This window comes from Thalassovita autumnalis, assembly GCF_001458255.1.
GTDB classification, from domain to species: Bacteria; Pseudomonadota; Alphaproteobacteria; order Rhodobacterales; family Rhodobacteraceae; genus Thalassobius; species Thalassobius autumnalis.
This window is the reverse complement of record NZ_CYSB01000036.1, coordinates 127,532-144,053: the sequence shown is the minus strand read 5'-3', so window position 1 is coordinate 144,053 and position 16,522 is coordinate 127,532. Positions and strand designations below refer to the sequence as shown.

16 protein-coding genes and 1 pseudogene are annotated in these 16,522 nt (G+C 60.4%); 7 read left to right on the top strand and 10 right to left on the bottom strand.

The features are described 5' to 3' along the window. The 4 genes and pseudogenes from TL5118_RS21635 to TL5118_RS14270 form a co-directional block, all read right to left on the bottom strand. Positions 1–127, bottom strand: a pseudogene (locus TL5118_RS21635) (C4-dicarboxylate ABC transporter substrate-binding protein); the annotation flags it as partial. Between the two features lie 121 nt (positions 128–248). Continuing rightward, complete coding sequence (locus TL5118_RS14280; RefSeq protein ID WP_058242768.1) at positions 249–647, bottom strand: hypothetical protein; 399 nt, start codon at positions 645–647, stop codon at positions 249–251. Positions 648–734: 87 nt separating this feature from the next. After that, on the bottom strand, positions 735–2,075 hold the full coding sequence (locus tag TL5118_RS14275; protein WP_058242767.1) for a sigma-54-dependent transcriptional regulator: 1,341 nt from the start codon (positions 2,073–2,075) through the stop codon (positions 735–737). Then, a complete protein-coding gene (locus TL5118_RS14270) occupies positions 2,068–3,813 on the bottom strand; it encodes a sensor histidine kinase (protein WP_242601787.1) in 1,746 nt (581 codons plus the stop codon). The genes TL5118_RS14275 and TL5118_RS14270 overlap by 8 nt, the downstream gene beginning before the upstream one ends. A gap of 224 nt (positions 3,814–4,037) precedes the next feature. On the opposite strand from TL5118_RS14270, the gene TL5118_RS14265 reads away from it, so the two are divergent. Together TL5118_RS14265 and TL5118_RS14260 are read left to right on the top strand one after the other, a co-directional pair. Continuing rightward, positions 4,038–4,565: a hypothetical protein gene (locus TL5118_RS14265; RefSeq protein ID WP_131727447.1), complete on the top strand. Its 528-nt coding sequence runs from the start codon at positions 4,038–4,040 to the stop codon at positions 4,563–4,565. Further along, complete coding sequence (locus TL5118_RS14260) at positions 4,562–5,833, top strand: MFS transporter (protein WP_058242764.1); 1,272 nt, start codon at positions 4,562–4,564, stop codon at positions 5,831–5,833. Before TL5118_RS14265 ends, TL5118_RS14260 begins: the two co-directional genes overlap by 4 nt. Before the next feature lie 3 nt (positions 5,834–5,836). Here TL5118_RS14260 and TL5118_RS14255 read toward each other — a convergent pair whose 3' ends face one another. Next, entirely contained in the window at positions 5,837–7,285 is a 1,449-nt protein-coding gene (locus TL5118_RS14255) for a sensor histidine kinase (RefSeq protein ID WP_058242763.1), read from the bottom strand. Next, the gene (locus tag TL5118_RS14250) at positions 7,285–8,019 is read right to left on the bottom strand and encodes a response regulator transcription factor (protein WP_058242762.1); all 735 of its coding nucleotides are present in this window, start codon (positions 8,017–8,019) and stop codon (positions 7,285–7,287) included. Before TL5118_RS14250 ends, TL5118_RS14255 begins: the two co-directional genes overlap by 1 nt. Positions 8,020–8,263: 244 nt before the next feature. On the opposite strand from TL5118_RS14250, the gene TL5118_RS14245 reads away from it, so the two are divergent. The 4 genes from TL5118_RS14245 to TL5118_RS14230 all read left to right on the top strand — a co-directional run bounded on the left by TL5118_RS14245 (position 8,264) and on the right by TL5118_RS14230 (position 12,456). Next, positions 8,264–9,508 carry an ABC transporter substrate-binding protein gene (locus TL5118_RS14245; RefSeq protein WP_058242761.1) on the top strand — a complete coding sequence of 415 codons (1,245 nt, stop codon included), beginning with the start codon at positions 8,264–8,266 and terminating at the stop codon, positions 9,506–9,508. Between the two features lie 62 nt (positions 9,509–9,570). After that, on the top strand, positions 9,571–10,443 hold the full coding sequence (locus tag TL5118_RS14240) for a carbohydrate ABC transporter permease (protein WP_058242760.1): 873 nt from the start codon (positions 9,571–9,573) through the stop codon (positions 10,441–10,443). Further along, entirely contained in the window at positions 10,436–11,353 is a 918-nt protein-coding gene (locus TL5118_RS14235; RefSeq protein WP_082626205.1) for a carbohydrate ABC transporter permease, read from the top strand. The genes TL5118_RS14240 and TL5118_RS14235 overlap by 8 nt, the downstream gene beginning before the upstream one ends. 5 nt (positions 11,354–11,358) lie before the next feature. Further along, on the top strand, positions 11,359–12,456 hold the full coding sequence (locus TL5118_RS14230) for an ABC transporter ATP-binding protein (protein ID WP_058242759.1): 1,098 nt from the start codon (positions 11,359–11,361) through the stop codon (positions 12,454–12,456). Positions 12,457–12,600: 144 nt separating this feature from the next. Here TL5118_RS14230 and TL5118_RS14225 read toward each other — a convergent pair whose 3' ends face one another. Both TL5118_RS14225 and TL5118_RS20940 read right to left on the bottom strand, forming a co-directional pair. Then, positions 12,601–13,098, bottom strand: a complete 498-nt coding sequence (locus tag TL5118_RS14225; protein WP_058242758.1) for a GNAT family N-acetyltransferase — start codon at positions 13,096–13,098, stop codon at positions 12,601–12,603. Between the two features lie 11 nt (positions 13,099–13,109). Further along, entirely contained in the window at positions 13,110–13,370 is a 261-nt protein-coding gene (locus TL5118_RS20940) for a YjhX family toxin (RefSeq protein ID WP_082626204.1), read from the bottom strand. Between the two features lie 444 nt (positions 13,371–13,814). Here TL5118_RS20940 and TL5118_RS14215 point away from each other — a divergent pair, with 444 nt between their 5' ends. Further along, positions 13,815–14,291, top strand: a complete 477-nt coding sequence (locus TL5118_RS14215; RefSeq protein WP_058242786.1) for a fasciclin domain-containing protein — start codon at positions 13,815–13,817, stop codon at positions 14,289–14,291. Between the two features lie 59 nt (positions 14,292–14,350). Here TL5118_RS14215 and TL5118_RS14210 read toward each other — a convergent pair whose 3' ends face one another. Both TL5118_RS14210 and TL5118_RS14205 read right to left on the bottom strand, forming a co-directional pair. Beyond that, positions 14,351–15,463 carry a Gfo/Idh/MocA family protein gene (locus TL5118_RS14210; protein ID WP_058242756.1) on the bottom strand — a complete coding sequence of 371 codons (1,113 nt, stop codon included), beginning with the start codon at positions 15,461–15,463 and terminating at the stop codon, positions 14,351–14,353. Continuing rightward, positions 15,460–16,521 carry a sugar phosphate isomerase/epimerase family protein gene (locus TL5118_RS14205; RefSeq protein ID WP_058242755.1) on the bottom strand — a complete coding sequence of 354 codons (1,062 nt, stop codon included), beginning with the start codon at positions 16,519–16,521 and terminating at the stop codon, positions 15,460–15,462. The genes TL5118_RS14210 and TL5118_RS14205 overlap by 4 nt, the downstream gene beginning before the upstream one ends. Position 16,522 lies beyond the last annotated feature (1 nt).

Here is a 16,522-nt window from a genome sequence, read left to right as displayed (position 1 = left end):
TCTCAACATGCTCCGTAAACGCACGACGCTTGCCCCAAAGCGAAACATTCCATTCGGTCGCCATGGTTTCGGTTGCAAAACCTGCCGCCAACGCAGCAACGGCTGCGTGGGTCAAAAACTTTTTCATCTTCAGATCCTCCCAAGATCCAACATCATTTGGATGGCAGGAAGTTTGGCGGATCGCCGCGTGCTTGGCTATGAAGGAAACCGCGCGGGCCTAAAAACTGGCCCTGCGGAAATCCGCAGGCTTAGCGGGTCTTGCCGGTGGCCTCCAACAGTGGGAAACCTGTGGCCTCCACAAAGCCCTTGCACTTGCCATCTGGATAGATCCGGAAACTGAACCGGGCCCGTTTGATAAACCCCGGCGCTGGCTTGGCAGTGCGCCGATACACAAAAGTATCAAAACGACCATTGGAACTGCGTTTCATCGGGATCCAATCCGATGATTCTTCGTTAAATTTCAAAGAGATATTGTCGCCAGAAGCGTCCGTCCGCAGCACAAAAGCTGACCCGGTCCAACTCATAGCGATGTCGGCAGGGGCCCCGCGCCATTTGGAGAATTGACAGAGCGTATCTTCGGCCAGGGCGGATGTGGCGGTGAAAGTGGCGAAACAGGCCAGGGTTGCGGCGCGCAAAAATGAGGTCAAGGAAATCATCCAAATAAGAAAAGCACAAACCAACAACACTCATAGCGAGCATCGCAAAATTGCCAAGAACAAAATCAGCCGCCGCAGTTACAGCAGCGCGTCCTTATCAAGGCCCAGTTTGACGATCTTCTCATTGAGGGTGCGGCGACCGATGCCCAGCGCTTCGGCAACGGCCTCCATCCGGCCCTGATGGGCGGTGATGGCTTTGCCGATCAACGCGCGCTCATAGGCGGCGACGGCTTCGCGCAGGGTATCAGGCACCTCATCCACGCTGAGATCCACCCGCAGCGCACGGGTGACCGAGCCACCGCCGCGCCGTGCGGCCAGAACCCGGCGTTCGGCGACATTGCGCAATTCGCGCACGTTGCCGGGCCAGTCATGCGCCATCAACGCTGTCAGGTCCTCTTGGGTGAGGTTGGGCGGCTCCACCTCATAGGTCTGGGCGTAATGTTCCAGAAAATGGGTAAACAGCAACACCAGATCACCGCGCCGGGCGCGCAGTGTTGGCAGGATCAGCTCGACCGTGTTGATCCGGAACGACAAATCCTGACGGAAGCGTTTTGCGGCGATGGCTTCGGCCATGTCTTCATTGGTGGCCGAGACGACCCGAAAACGCAGTGGCACCGGACGGCTCGCGCCAAGCGGGGTCACCTGTTTGTCCTCAATCACCCGCAACAGCTTGGCCTGTACCTCAGGCGGGCAGGACAGGATTTCATCAAGGAACAGCGTGCCGCCGTCTGCCAGCAGCAGCTTGCCTTCGTGGTGGCCGGCCTCGCCAAACATCTCACTTTCAAAAGTGGCAGGGTTCAGCGCAGCGCAGTTCAGGGCCAGGAACGGCCCATCGGCCTGCGGCCCCAGATCATGCAGCGCCCGTGCCACCAGTTCTTTGCCAGTGCCGGTTTCCCCCTGGATCAGCACCGCGGCAGGGCTTTCGGCGACATCCAGGATGTCTTCGCGCAGATTGGCCAGTTCAGGCGTTGCACCCAGCAGCACCCGGTCCAGCCCCGAGAGGCGCGCCAGCCGGGCGCGCAGCCGTTCAGTGGTGCGGCGCATCTGATGCTGTTCGGCCGCGTGGCGCAGGATGCTCAACAGGCGGCGGGGTTCATAGGGTTTTTCGACGAAACTATAGGCGCCCGCCTGCATCGCGCTAACCGCCATCGAGATATCCCCATGGGCCGAAATCAACACAAGCGGTGGTGCGGTATCGGCATCCAGGGAGGCCAGCAGCTCAAGGCCCGACATGCCGGGCATCCGTACATCTGACAAGATCACATCGGGTTGGAAATGGCTGAGATGTTCGGCAACCTTTTCGGCCCTTGGCAGGGCCTCAACCCTCCAGTCGGCAGCTTCCAACAGATCAACCAGCGACAGGCGCATTTCGCGGTCATCATCCACCACCAGAACCGACACAGTTTGTGTTTCAGTCATCCTGTCCCTCCTCGGTCAGGGGAATTTCTACCCGAAACGCGGCGCCACCTGACGCCAAGTTCTGCGCCCCCAGCGTACCGGCGTGTTCTTTGATGATATTGGCCGAGATCGCCAGCCCCAACCCCATGCCACGGCCGCTTTCGCGGGTGGTCACAAAGGGTTCCTGCAAGTCCTTTAGCGTCGCGGCGCCCAGTCCATGGCCGCTGTCGCGGACCTCAAACCAACCATGGTGTTCAGACTGGCCCAGATGCACTTCAATGCGCCGTTCACTGTCGCCTTCGACAGCGTCCACCGCGTTGCGCAGGATATTGGTCATCACCTGTTCCAGCCGCAGCTGATTGGCCCGCACATTGATGGGGGCGCCTGGGCGCTGCCAGTCCAGCGTGACCTCCGCCTGATCCAAATTGGAGCGCACCAGCTCAATTGCCGCGGCCATCGCGCTGGCCAGATCAACCTCGGCAAAGCTTTCGCCCTCGGTGCGGGCAAAGAATTTGAGCTGCCGGGTGATCCCCTCCATCCGGTCGACCAGTGCTGCGATACGCGGCGTGGCCCGCCCGCCACTGCCCGAGATTTCGGCTGCCGCCAGGTGGTTGCGCATGGCGGCGATGGGCTGACCCAACTCATGGGTGACCGAAGCTGCCAGCTGCCCCAGAGCTGCCAGACGCGAAGCACGTTCTAATTCGTCCTGGGTGCGTTTCAGCCGCCGTTCCGCGGCACGGCGCTCGTCAATTTCCACCGCCAGACGGTCGTTGGCCTCACGCAGCTGCACGCCTTCATCTTTGGATTGCTGCAGGGCTGCGCCGATGCGCCGGGCCCGGCGTTGCTGGCTGACCACCAGCCACAAGGTTGCGATCAACAACAGGCCACCGGTCAAGAGGGCGGCGCGGAACTGGGCCCGTTCTTCGCTGGCGAAGTAATGCAGCACCCAGCCCTGCGGCAGGTCAGAGGCGGTGAGGTGCAAACGCTCATCCATACCGATCCGGGCCCGCCCCCCAGCCAGCGGTTCCCAGTCCAAGGGCGGCAGAGGTTCAGTGGCAAACTGCCGGGCGGTTTCGATCTGCGCCCGCTGTGCCTGCTGCAAGGGTTGCAGCACGCGGTAGCGCCAATCCGGATCAGAGGCCAGCAGCACAACACCGTCCTGATTGACCAGCATCACCTGCTCCCCCGCGCTGCGCCAGCGGGCCTCCAGCATGGAGATGTCGAGCTTCAGCGCCACCACACCCACCAAGGCCCCTGTGACATTGCGCACAGGATCGCCAATGAAATACCCGGGCAGGCCGGTGGTGGAGCCGATCCCGTAGAACCGGCCCTGTTCACCATCCCGCGCGGTCTGGAAGTAGGGGCGAAACGCATAGTTCTTGCCGATAAAGCTTTCGGGCAGATCCGCGTTTGAGGTGGCGATGGTGGTACCGTCTGGGCGCATCAGATAGATCGCATCCAGCCCTGCCTCAGCAGCGAAGGACTTCAGCCGGTTGTTCAGCGCCTCATTCAAAGCACCGGCCAGTTCCCCGGTGGCGGCGGCGCTGGCGGCATCGATCACAAAGGCATCGCGGGCCAACACGTAGGTCAGGTGGGAAAACTGCTCAATCTCGGCGGTCACGGTCGAATGATAAAGCGACAGCCGGCCTTCGGCGCGCTGCTGCTCTTCGGCGCGGAAATAGGACATAGCGGCGCTATAGCAGCCAAAGGCCACCACCAGCGCCAGAAGCGCAAAAAGGATGAGACGCAGAGATTTCACCATTTCCTGATTGGCGATCTTTCAACGAATTGCAAGCGCTTGGCGGATTTCATGCCCCAAGGGTACGCCGATGCCGGTCAACATGCCGGTTAAGAGTGATCCATTCACCCGGCCAGATCGTAAGCACTAAGACAAGAAGGACCATGCTGATGAATTATCGCCGCTTCAATAGGCCTCCCCTCATCGCCTCCGGCGGCGTTTTCGGCTTCGTATTCGCACTTGTCATGACTGTCTGCGTTGCGCTGGCCGGATCCAGTTCTGCCAAGACCGCTCAAACAGATTCGCCCCATCTGGCGGTCCCTGCAGCGATAGCAAGCTCCCTGCGAACGGCAGCGCAACGCGGCAGTGCCAAGGTCCGCTGGTTAGGAATTCCGATCTATTCGGCGCGGCTGTTCACCGCCAATGCCGCACCGTTTTCCTGGTCTCAACCCTTTGCGCTGGAACTGGCCTATGACCGCAGTTTCAAACGGGACAGGCTGGTCTATGCCTCTGGCAAGGAATTGGAACGGCTGGAGGGCGACCAGACGGACCATCCTGAAATTCTGAGCAAACTGCAGGGCTGTTATCGCACAGTGTCCCCCGGTGACCGGTTTGTGGCCTTTGGGGCGCAGAAGGATCGCGTTGATTTCCTGTTCAATGGCCGCAAGACCTGTGAGTTGAGCCATCCCGATATCCGCAAACGCCTGCTGTCGATCTGGATGTCGGATCAGTCCCGTGACCCCAAGCTATCCAGCCAGCTGCGTGGTCAATGACTCCAGCCACCCGTCTTTATCCCAAAGTTGCCCTGTTCGCCGCGGTTCTGGCCAGCGCGGGCATACCGCTTTACATCCACCTGCCCAGCTTTGCCGCCAGCGAGTTGGGCATTGATCTGGCCACATTGGGCGGCGTGTTGATCACCATCCGCCTGATCGACCTGATCCAGGATCCGGTGCTTGGCTGGCTGGTGGATCGCTATGCGCCGCAGCGCCTGCGCCTCAGCCAAATCGGGTTGGCCGGGTTGGCACTTGGCTTTCTGATGTTGTTTGTCCTGCCCGCGCCGATTGCACCCCTACCCTGGCTGATGGCTGCGCTCATCGTGGTTTTCACCAGCTACAGCCTGTTGCACATCCTGTTTTACGGCCAAGGCGTGACGCTGGCGGGCGGTTCACAACCTCATGCCCATCTAAAGCTGGCCGGCTGGCGTGAGGCGGGTCTTTTGGGCGGCGTGTTGATTGCCGCCAGTGCGCCACAGATCCTGATCACCCTTGGACGGGATGCCCCCTACCGCGAATTTGGCCTGCTACTGGTGACGCTGATTGCGCTGGCGGCGCTGAGCACCCGGGCGCTCTGGGTTGGCCCAGCGGGCCACCCGGTGACGCGGCGCAAGCTGAACCTGCGGCAACTCTGGGCGCCAGCGCCGATGTGGTTGCTGCTGATCGGATTGATCAACGCGCTGCCGGTGGCGCTGTCGTCGACGCTATTCATTTTCTTTGTCGAGGACCGTCTGCAATTGCCAAACCTCACCGGCCCCTTCCTGTTGTTGTTCTTCCTCAGCGCAGGGCTGGCGGCACCGTTTTGGGCAATGGCGGCCAAGCGCTGGGGCGCGCGGCAGGTTCTGGTTCCGGCGATGACTTTGGCGATCTTCAGCTTTGGCTGGGCCGCGGTTCTGGAACCTGGGTCCACCTGGGGGTTTACCATCGTTTGCCTTGCCTCCGGTGCGGCACTGGCGGCGGATATGGTTATCCTGCCAGCGCTGTTTGCGGCCTCATTGGCACGGTTTGAATTACCTGAGGGGATCGGCTTTGGCCTCTGGTCCTTTGCCGCCAAAGTGGCGCTGGCAGTGGCGGCGGCGGTCGCCCTGCCGGCGCTGCAGGCCGCGGGCTACAGCCCTGCCGCGCAAAACGGGGTGGAGGCGCTGAACGCGCTTGGTCTGGCCTATGCAGTAGTGCCCAGCCTGCTGAAACTCATCGCGATTTTCCTGCTGCTCGCGACACCGCGGCAGATGCTATACCCAGAAAGCCTGCAAAGCACCCGAACCTGAGGTCTAGCCGCGCTGGATCTCCAGCCGGGCCCGCAGACCGGTGCGCCCTTCTTCAAAGCTGAGGTGCCCGCCGTGTTGTTCCGCCACGGTTGCCACAATGGTCAGACCAAGGCCAAAACCATCGACGGATTGTGCGTTGGGCCCACGTTGGAACGGCGCCAACATGCCCTCAATATCCGCAACGGAGAACTCGGAACCCTCATCCTCAACGGTGATCACGGCGCGATCGGCCATGGCTTCCAACTCAACAGTTGCCCGGCGGCCGTATTTCAAAGCGTTGTCGATCAGGTTTGACAGCGCCCGCTGTAATGAGATCGGTCGCGCGGCGACCAGCACGCGACGTTCCTCAGGGGCCAGGGTTTGCCCGGTGCGGGACATGAACACAGACCGCCCACCCTCGATCATCTCAGGTGCGCGGCGGCTGAAGCTTACCGGATCGCCCAGATCCTGATAGTCCTCCACCAGCGCTTCAATCAGCGCGGTCAAGGAAATCTGGCGCGGCTCCTCGGTGTTCAGCTCACTGCGGGTGTAGGTCAGAACGCTTTCGATCATGCCGGTCATCTGGTCGATATCGCCTTCCAGCTTCTCGCGCAGTTCGGGATCGGGGATCAGCGCAGATCGCAGGCGCAGGCGGGTGGCTGGTGTGCCCAGGTCATGGCTGACGCCAGATAGCACCACCGCCCGTTTGCTCAGCTGTGCCCGTTCGCTTTCCAGATAGGCGTTCACCGCCTGCACAATCTCACGCAATTCGGCCGGGCCTTCGGCGCGGTAGCTTTCCGGCCCGCCAAAACGGCGATGAGCCCGCAGCGCCTGGGCAAAGCGATCAAAGGTTGCCGCGGTTTCCGCCACTTGGCTCAGCAACACCGCAAGCGCCAGAACAGCCAACGCCACAGCCGCCAAACGCCAGTCATTCGGCGCCGCCTCACAGCCCCACAGCGCCAGCCCATCGACCCGCCACCACAGGTCATTGCCAAGCCGGGCCAGCAGGATGGGATCGCTGCAATAGGTCGCCAAAAGCTGCGTGATCGCCCCCAGTTTTTCAGGCGCGGATCGGTTTTCACCCTGCGGCAGGGCAGACACCTGATAGCGCAGCGTGGAAGAAATCACCGCGATGTTCAGGCGCGACCCGGTGAAGAATTCGCCCTGATCGGCATAGATCGACACATTGGTGATATAGGCGGGTTTGCCGGGTTTCTGCAGCCGGGCAAAAGCGCCCTCATTCGCCAGAAGCGTTTCCGCCGGTGATAGGGGTTTCAGCCTGACGCCGGCGGGCGGCTGACTGTCCCCGCGCAGCGCATCATAGAGCGCCACGCCACCGGCATAGGCGCGCAGCTGATGGGCCCGCCAATCGGCGTTGGAACTGACCCAAAGCCACGCCGCCACCGCCCCCGCAACAAAGGCGGAAAGGGTCCAAAGAATGCCGAGGGAGCGCAGGCGGAAGGAAAACCGCATCAGTCCGCCTCAACCCGGACATCCACGGCAAAGACATAGCCCACACCGCGTTCCGTCCGCAGCATCTGCGGGTCTTTGGGGTTCTTTTCAATCTTGGAACGGAAGCGCCCCACCAGCACGTCAATCGCGCGGCCTGCGGTATCCGGCGTGCCACTGTCGCCCGTCACATCCAGCGCTGCCGCAATCTCTTCACGGGTCAGGGGGATGTGGGGATTGGCCAGAAGCACCTTCAACAGGCTGGTTTCCCGCCGCGACAGCGCCACCTGAAACCCTTCGGGTGAGCGCACCTCGTCATGTTTGGCGTCATAGACCCAGCCGCCAAAGCGGAAGGTCCCCACCTTGCGCCGATAGGTCAGCGAAGCGGAGCGCTGTGCGCGTTGCAACACTGCCCGCACCCGCGCCAGCAACAACTGCGGGTTAAACGGCTTGGCGATATAGTCATCCGCCCCGACCTCATAGCCCGCCATTCGCTGATGGTCAGCCGAAAGCGCTGAGACAAGGATGATCGGAACATCCTGGTCGCTACGCAGCCGGGCGCAGATTTCGACCCCGTTTTCATCGCCCAGCATCACATCCAGCAGGATCAGGTCCACGCGTCCGTTTTCCAACTGCGCCTGGATCTCAGCCTCGCTTTGTGCGGGCAGTGCGATAAAGCCGTTTTGCCGCATGAACTGCGTCATCATGCTGCGCGTTTCAGCGTCATCATCCACAACCAATAGCCGCGGAATCGCCATGGCTGTCTCCCTCTTCTTCCTTGTCGCAGCCCGCCCCGCCGTGGGGTGTGCCGCGCCTCCTGCCCTGGGTTTGTAACACCATGCAACAAAATCAAGGCCAAGGTAACAACGTGTAACAGAAGGCCGGATTTTGTGACATGACTCACCTAAAAGGGCCGGATGGGCCATTGTTTGGACCTGCAAACCTGAGGCACCAATTAAACAGCGCTGCCCCAACGGGCAGCCACACTTGGGAGGTAATCTTATGAAGAAATCCGTATTCGCCACCGCAGCGGTGGCGTCGATTGTTGCATCCAACATGGCTGTTGCAGGTCCGGAAGCCGAAGTTCTGCATTGGTGGACATCCGGCGGCGAAGCGAAATCCGTGGCCGTTCTGCAAAGTGAATTTGCAGACAATGGCGGCACCTGGACCGACATGCCGGTTGCAGGTGGTGGCGGTGACGCAGCAATGACTGCACTGCGCGCCCGTGTCCTGTCGGGCAACGCACCGACCGCCGTTCAGCTGAAAGGCCCGGCCATTCAGGAATGGTACGAAGAGGGCGTTCTGGCGGACATTTCGTCGGTCGCCGAAGCAGAAGGCTGGGCCGATGTTCTGCCAGCCTCGATCGCTGGTCATATGAAATGCGAAGGCACCTGGTGCGCCGCGCCGGTGAACGTCCACCGCATTGACTGGATCTGGGCCAACGCTGATGTCCTGAAATCCAACGACATCGCAATGCCCACCACCTGGGCTGAGTTCAACGCCGCCGCAGACAAGCTGATGGCCGCAGGCATCATCCCGCTGGCTCACGGCGGTCAGGCCTGGCAGGACGCGACCGTCTTTGAAGCCGTTGCACTGGGCATCGGTGGTCCTGAGTTCTTCAAAAAAGCATTTGTCGAACTGGACATGGACACCCTGAAATCTGACACCATGGTTGAGATCTTCGACCAGATGCGCACCCTGCGTGGCTATGTGGACAGCAACTTTGCAGGTCGCGACTGGAACCTTGCCACTGCAATGGTCATGAACGGCGAAGCTGCCTTCCAGATCATGGGCGACTGGGCCAAGGGTGAGTTTATTGCAGCTGGCAAAGTGCCGGGCCAAGACTTCCTCTGTGCTTCTACCCCCGGCGAAGGTTACCTCTACAACGTTGACAGCTTTGCGATGTTCAACGTTGACGGCGATGACAAGAAAGCCGGTCAGGACCTTTTGGCCAAGCTGATCGTTGGTCAGAACTTCCAGAAGGTGTTCAACCTGAACAAAGGCTCGATCCCTGCACGTGTTGACGTTGCTCTGGATGAATTCGACAGCTGCGCCCACACCTCGGCCAAAGACATGAACGCCAGCAACGAAGCAGGCTCGCTGCTGCCCAGCTATGCCCACGGCATGGCACTGCGCGGTGCCCAAGCTGGTGCGATCACCGATGTTGTGACCGCGCATTTCAACTCGGATATGTCTTCGGCAGACGCGGTTGAGATGCTGGCCAACTCGGTCGCCAACTCGCTGTAATCTCCCCCCGACCCGTCCCGATCAACTGCGGGGCGGGTCACCGCAAATGAAAGGTCGTCACAATGACCGAATGGCTTGAACGCCACATGCCCAAGATGGTGCTCGCCCCATCTTTCGTGGCCATCCTCATCTTCGTTTACGGCTTCATCTTCTGGACGGCCTGGGTCTCTTTCACCCGCTCCAAGCTACTGCCGAAATACGAGATCAAAGGTCTTATTCAATACGAACGCCTCTTCGCTTCGCCCCGTTGGGACACAGCGATGGACAACCTCTTTATCTTCGGCGTGCTCTTCATCGTGATCTCAATGGTACTGGGGCTGCTGCTGGCGATCCTGCTGGACCAGAAAATCCGGGCCGAGGGCGCGCTGCGCACGATCTACCTCTACCCGATGGCACTGTCGATGATTGTGACCGGGACCGCATGGAAGTGGATCATGAACCCCGGTCTGGGGATCGAAGCCACCGTGCGCGGCTGGGGTTTTGAAAACTTCGCCTTTGACTGGGTGGTGAACCCTGATCGCGCCATCTACGCCGTGGTGATCGCCGCTGTCTGGCAGGCCTCGGGCTTTGTCATGGCGCTGTTCCTTGCTGGTCTGCGTGGTGTTGATGAAGAGATCATCAAGGCCGCCCAAGTTGACGGCATCCCGACCTGGCGCATCTATTCCGCCATCATCATTCCTTCGATGGCCCCGATCTTCCTGTCGGCTTTCATCGTGCTGGCTCACCTCGCCATCAAGAGCTTTGACCTGGTCATCGCGCTGACCGGTGGTGGCCCCGGCTACGCCACGGATCTGCCCGCAACCTACATGTACGCCATGGCGTTTTCGCGCGGCGACATTGGTCAGGCGGCAAGCTCGGCCATGGTGATGATGGGCGTCGTCTTTGCCATCGTGGTTCCCTATCTCTACTCTGAACTGAGGGCGAAACATGACTGATTTCACCCACTCCCCCGCGGCCAATGCGGCCGCCCCCAGCGCCGCACCACAGCGGAACTGGTCCCAATTGGCCCTGCGTTGGCTGCTGTTTGCACTGCTGGGTGCCTTCGCGCTGTTCTATCTGATGCCGCTGTTTGTGATGGTCACCACCTCACTCAAAAGCCTGGATGAGATCCGCACCGGCAGCCTGATTTCGCTGCCCCGCGATGTCACCTTTGACGCTTGGCGCACCGCCTGGTCGTCAACCTGTACCGGTGTGCAATGTGAGGGCCTGCGCCCTTACTTCTGGAACTCGGTCCTGATGACAGTGCCTGCTGTGCTGCTGGCCACCATGCTGGGCGCAATGAACGGCTACGTGATTGCACAGTGGCGCTTCAAAGGCGCGAACCTGATCTTCTCGCTGATGCTGTTTGGCTGCTTCATCCCGTTTCAGGTGGTGCTGCTGCCGATGGCACGCATGCTGGGGATCATGGGGCTGGCAGGCTCCATCCCCGGGCTGATCGTGGTGCATGTGATCTACGGCATCGGGTTCACCACGCTGTTTTTCCGCAACTACTATGTCACCATTCCGGCCGAACTGACCAAGGCGGCCAAGGTAGACGGCGCGGGCTTCTTCCGGATCTTCTGGTCGATCTTCCTGCCGCTGTCGCTGCCCATCGTGGTGGTGACCGTGATCTGGCAGTTCACCAACATCTGGAATGACTTCCTGTTCGGCGTCAGCTTCAGCCAGGCGGGCACACAGCCGGTCACCGTGGCACTCAACAACATCGTCAACTCCACCACCGGGGTGAAGGAATATAACGTCGACATGGCCGCCGCCATCATCGCCGCGCTTCCCACGCTCCTCGTCTATGTGGTGGCGGGCAAATACTTCATCCGCGGCCTGACCGCTGGCTCGGTAAAGGGATAAGGCAAATGGCACCTATTCTGGATATTAAGAACCTCTACAAGAACTACGGTTCGGTTGAGATCCTCAAAGACATCAATGTTTCGATTGAACCGGGCGACTTTCTGGTTCTGGTGGGGCCTTCGGGCTGCGGTAAGTCCACGCTGCTGAACTGCATCGCCGGGCTGGAGCCGATCACCGGCGGCACGCTGAGCATTGGCGGCAAGGACATGACCCATGTCAGTCCAAAGGACCGCGACATCGCGATGGTGTTCCAGTCCTACGCGCTCTACCCGACCATGTCGGTGGCCAAGAACATCACCTTCGGCATGAAAGTTCGCGGCGTGGATGCGGCAACCCAGGCGGCCAAGCTGCAAGAGGTGGCCAGCCAGCTGCAGATCGAACCGCTGCTGAACCGCCGCCCCGGGCAACTGTCCGGTGGTCAACGGCAGCGTGTGGCGATGGGCCGGGCGCTGGTGCGTGATCCCAAGCTGTTCTTGTTTGATGAACCGCTGTCGAACCTCGACGCCAAACTGCGGGTTGAGATGCGCTCCGAGATCAAGAAGCTGCACCAGAACCTGGGCGCCACAATGGTCTATGTGACCCATGACCAGATTGAGGCGATGACGCTGGCGACCAAGATCGTGGTGCTGAAGGGCGGCGTGGTGCAACAGATCGGCACCCCGGCGGAGATCTACAACAACCCCGCAAACCTGTTTGTGGCAGATTTCATGGGTTCGCCCGCAATGAACCTGATCCCAGCCAAAGCCAAGCGCAACGGCAGCGGTCTGGACATTGAAATCACCCGCGGCGACGGCGCACCGATTGTGTTGAAAGACACCCACAGCGGCGATCTGCCCGAAGATGTTATTCTGGGTCTGCGCCCCGAAGACATCGCCGAAGCAGGCTTCCGCGCCGGTCAGGATGTGCAGGAGGCGCAGTGCCTGATCGACATGGTCGAGCCGGCGGGCGCTGACACCTATGTGGTGGCGGAACTGGGTGGCAAACAGGTCACCGCCCGCCTGCATGCCGAAACCAAGGCACAGCCCGGCGCAATGCTGGATCTGGCTTTTGACCTGGGCAAGGTCAGCTACTTTGCCCCTGGCACCGGCGAACGGCTGAACTAAGTAGACCCCTCACGTGAACATCAAGACGCCCCGATCATCCGGTCGGGGCGTCTTGCTATTGGCCAGCTTGAACGTTGACGAAACGGCCCTCAAAACAAAGGCCATTCAAAATGCCTCCCCCACCCTATGGGAGAGGCAACCCTGTTATTCAGGATAAAAGGCCGCGTGGTAGACCGCTGCACCAGCTGGCGTTGCACCGGCAAAGGTCAGCTGCATGAAATATTCAGGCGGAACGCCTTCAAACTGCACCTGTGGATCTGCCCGGAAGCCAAAGCGCTGGTAATAAGCGGGATCGCCCAGCACCACACAGCCCATGGCGCCCTGCTGACGCAACTGCGCCAACCCGGCCTCAATCAGCCGCGCCCCAATGCCGCCCGCCTGCCGGTCCGGGCGCACAGCAACGGGACCTAGCCCAAACCACCCGGTGGACTGAGGTCCGATGCGCACCGGAGAAAAGGCAACATGGCCCAGGGCCTGCCCTGCCTCCTCGGCGACCAGCGACAGGGTCAACGCCCCTGCCGCCCGCAGTTTTTCGACGATCTGACCTTCAGTGCCGCCGCTGTGTTCAGCCCCGGCAAAGGCGTCATCGACAATCTGACGGATCACCGCAAGATCCGCCGGGGTTTCTTCGCGAATGTTCATATCAGACCTCGCTACGTTCGGTTGTTGAGCTGTGGTCGCACCACTTGGCGCCCTAGAGCGGAAATACGGTAAGGTTTGGCGCTCTGCGATTTGATCAGACGTTTGCGGCGCAATTTACCAACGACGTCCAAGGTACAGCCCATCAAAACCATGCCATCATGGGTAAAGCAATGGACCTCAGTCAGTTTGCCATTGCCAGCACGCTCAAAGCGGATCTCACCACCCTGAGCCAACGCGTGCAGCACGCGCTGTTCGATTTTCGAGATGTTCATTGTGAACCTGTTTTTGAAACACATCAAAACACCGGTGCCGAAGTCTCGCTTCAGGCCCGGGTTGTGATCACCCCGATCCAGCGGTGGTGATCAGTGCTTATGCACAAGCTCCAACATCTAACAATTCCATCTGATGTGATGACGTTTCCTGCGCCAGATAGGCAGGCCACGTGTCCCTGTCAATCAGCCTGCCCTGCCGAAATGACAGAGCGTGTTTGTGTGTCTTGCAAAGTGTGTCCTGCAAAGCACAGGCTGCAAAAGCGGCTCACGTCTGTTCACGAGAACTTTATGGAAATCAAAAAACCGGCGGGCTTAGCCTGCAGGCGCAGGCAATCAAGGGCGTTTTGCCAGAAATATCGCAGATCTAATTGGGCTGAGGCTGCGTAGCCCCAACAGATGCCCCAGAGGCATTCTGACACCAAAACCATTTCGGAGACTGATCCAATGATCCGCGCAGCAACCATTGCTCTTGCTTCCCTTCTCGCCGCCCCTGCCATGGCCGGTGGCATGTCCAAAGACATTGTCGATACCGCTGTCGGCGCTGGTGATTTCAACACGCTTGTCGCCGCGGTTCAGGCCGCGGGTCTGGTTGAAACCCTGAAAGGCGACGGCCCCTTCACCGTCTTCGCACCGACCGATGCCGCCTTTGCCGCCCTGCCTGAAGGCACTGTAGAGACCCTGTTGAAGCCGGAAAACAAGGATCAGCTGATCGCGATCCTGACCTACCATGTTGTGCCGGGCAAAGTGATGTCGACCGATCTGCAGGACGACATGATGGCAACCACCGTTCAGGGCACCGATATCATGATCGATCTGGACAATGGCGTGATGATCAATGACGCAAGCGTTGCGGCGGCAGATATTGCGGCCTCCAACGGGGTGATCCATGTGATTGACAAGGTGATCCTGCCGGGCAGCTAAGCCCACCACTCACGCAGAAGGCCCGCCGGAACGTGGCGGGCCTTTTGTTTTGTAACCGGTCAGAGCGTCACCCAGCGCCCATCCTGACCGCTGGAGGTAATACAGGCCGCAATGAAGCGCATGCCTTGCAGCCCCTCTTCGATCCCGGGCGTGTGGGCATCCGCATCATCGCCCCGGATCATCGCTGCAGCTTCGCTGTAAAGCGTGGCAAACCCTTCCAGATAGCCCTCAGGATGGCCCGGCGGCACCCGGATGTTGCGGCTGCCCGCGGCGTTTGACCCTGCACCGGCGCGCGTCAGGATCTGCTTGGGTTCACCAAACCGGGTGAAGCTCATCTGGTTGGGATTTTCCTGCGCCCATTCCAGACCGCCCTTGCTGCCATAGATCCGCAACCGCAAGGCATTTTCATTGCCCACAGCCACCTGCGACGCCCAGAGCATCCCCTTGGCCCCGCCACCATACCGCAGCATGATATGGGCATTGTCATCCACACGCCGCCCCGCCACAAAGCTGGAAAGATCCGCAGAAAGCTGTTCGGCCTGCAGCCCGCTGACAAAGCCCGCCAGATTGAACGCATGGGTGCCGATATCGCCGATCGCCCCACCTGCGCCAGACCGCTCGGGGTCCACCCGCCAGTCGGCCTGTTTGTTGCTGACCTCGTCGGCCAGCCAATCCTGGGCATATTCCACCTGCACCAGGCGAATGTCCCCCAATTCCCCCTCAGACACCATCTGACGGGCCTGCCGGATCAGCGGGTAACCGGTGTAGTTATGGGTCAGAATAAACCGCGCCTTGCTGGCCCCCGCGGCCTGGGCAATCGCCTCGGCCTGATCCGCTGTGGCGGCAAGGGGTTTGTCGCAGATGACGTGAATGCCTGCATTGAGGAACGCAATCGCGGGTCCGGCGTGCATGTGGTTTGGGGTGACAATCGCGACGGCGTCAATGCCATCCTCGCGCGCGGTCTCAGCCCGGGCCATTTCTTCAAAATCAGTGTAAGCGCGGTCTGCGGCGATGCCCAGTTCAGCGGCTGAAGCCTTGGCGCGCTCCGCGTCGGAACTCAGCGCCCCGGCGACCAGATCCCATTGGCCATCGATGCGTGCGGCAATGCGATGGACACCGCCAATAAAGGCGCCCTGCCCGCCACCCACCATTCCAAGGCGCAGACGGGTCATGACGAGATCCCCAACATCTGCCGGATCTGTCCCAGATCGGTTTCGGCACCAGCAAAATCATCAAAGGCCTTATCCGTCACCTCTATGATATGATCGCGAATAAACGGTGCGCCCTCAGCGGCGCCCTGTTCGGGGGATTTCAGGCAGCATTCCCATTCCAGCACCGCCCAGCTGTCATAGCCGTATTGTGCCAGTTTCGAGAAGATACCTTTGAAGTCCACCTGCCCGTCGCCAAGGCTGCGGAACCGGCCCGCCCGATTGACCCAGGACTGATAACCTGAATAGACGCCTTGCCGACCATCGGGATTAAACTCCGCATCTTTGACGTGATAGGCGCAAATCCGTTCATGGTAGATTTCGATGAAGGCCAGATAGTCCATCTGCTGCAGCAGGAAGTGCGAGGGATCATAGTTGATCTGGCAACGTGCATGGCCACCCAGCGCCTCAAGGAACATCTCAAAGGTGGCGCCGTCAAAGACATCTTCACCGGGGTGGATTTCATAGCCAACATCAACGCCGTTTTCGTCATAGACATCCAGGATCGGCTTCCAGCGGCGGGCAAGTTCGGCGAAGGCCTCCTCAATCAACCCGGCGGGCCTTTGGGGCCAGGGGTAAAGATAGGGAAAGGCCAGCGATCCGGTGAAGCTGACCGATGCCTCCAGCCCCAGCCGGCGGCTGGCAACCGCGGCCTTTTTCATCTGATCCACCGCCCAGGCCTGCCGCCCTGCCGGATTGCCGTGCAAGTGCGCCGGGGCAAAGGCGTCAAAGGCCGCGTCATAGGCAGGGTTCACCGCCACCAGCTGGCCCTGCAGGTGGGTGGATAGCTCGGCAATTTCGACCCCCGCATCAGCGCAGATGCCTTTGACCTCATCACAATAGGCATCACTCTCCGCCGCCTTTTCCAGGTCGAAGAGACGCGCGTCAAAGGTTGGGATCTGCACCCCTTTGTAGCCAAGGCCTGCGGCCCATTTGGTGATGTTTTCTAACGAGTTATAGGGGGCGTCATCCCCTGCGAACTGGGCCAGAAACAGCGCTGGCCCTTTGATCAATCCTGCCATT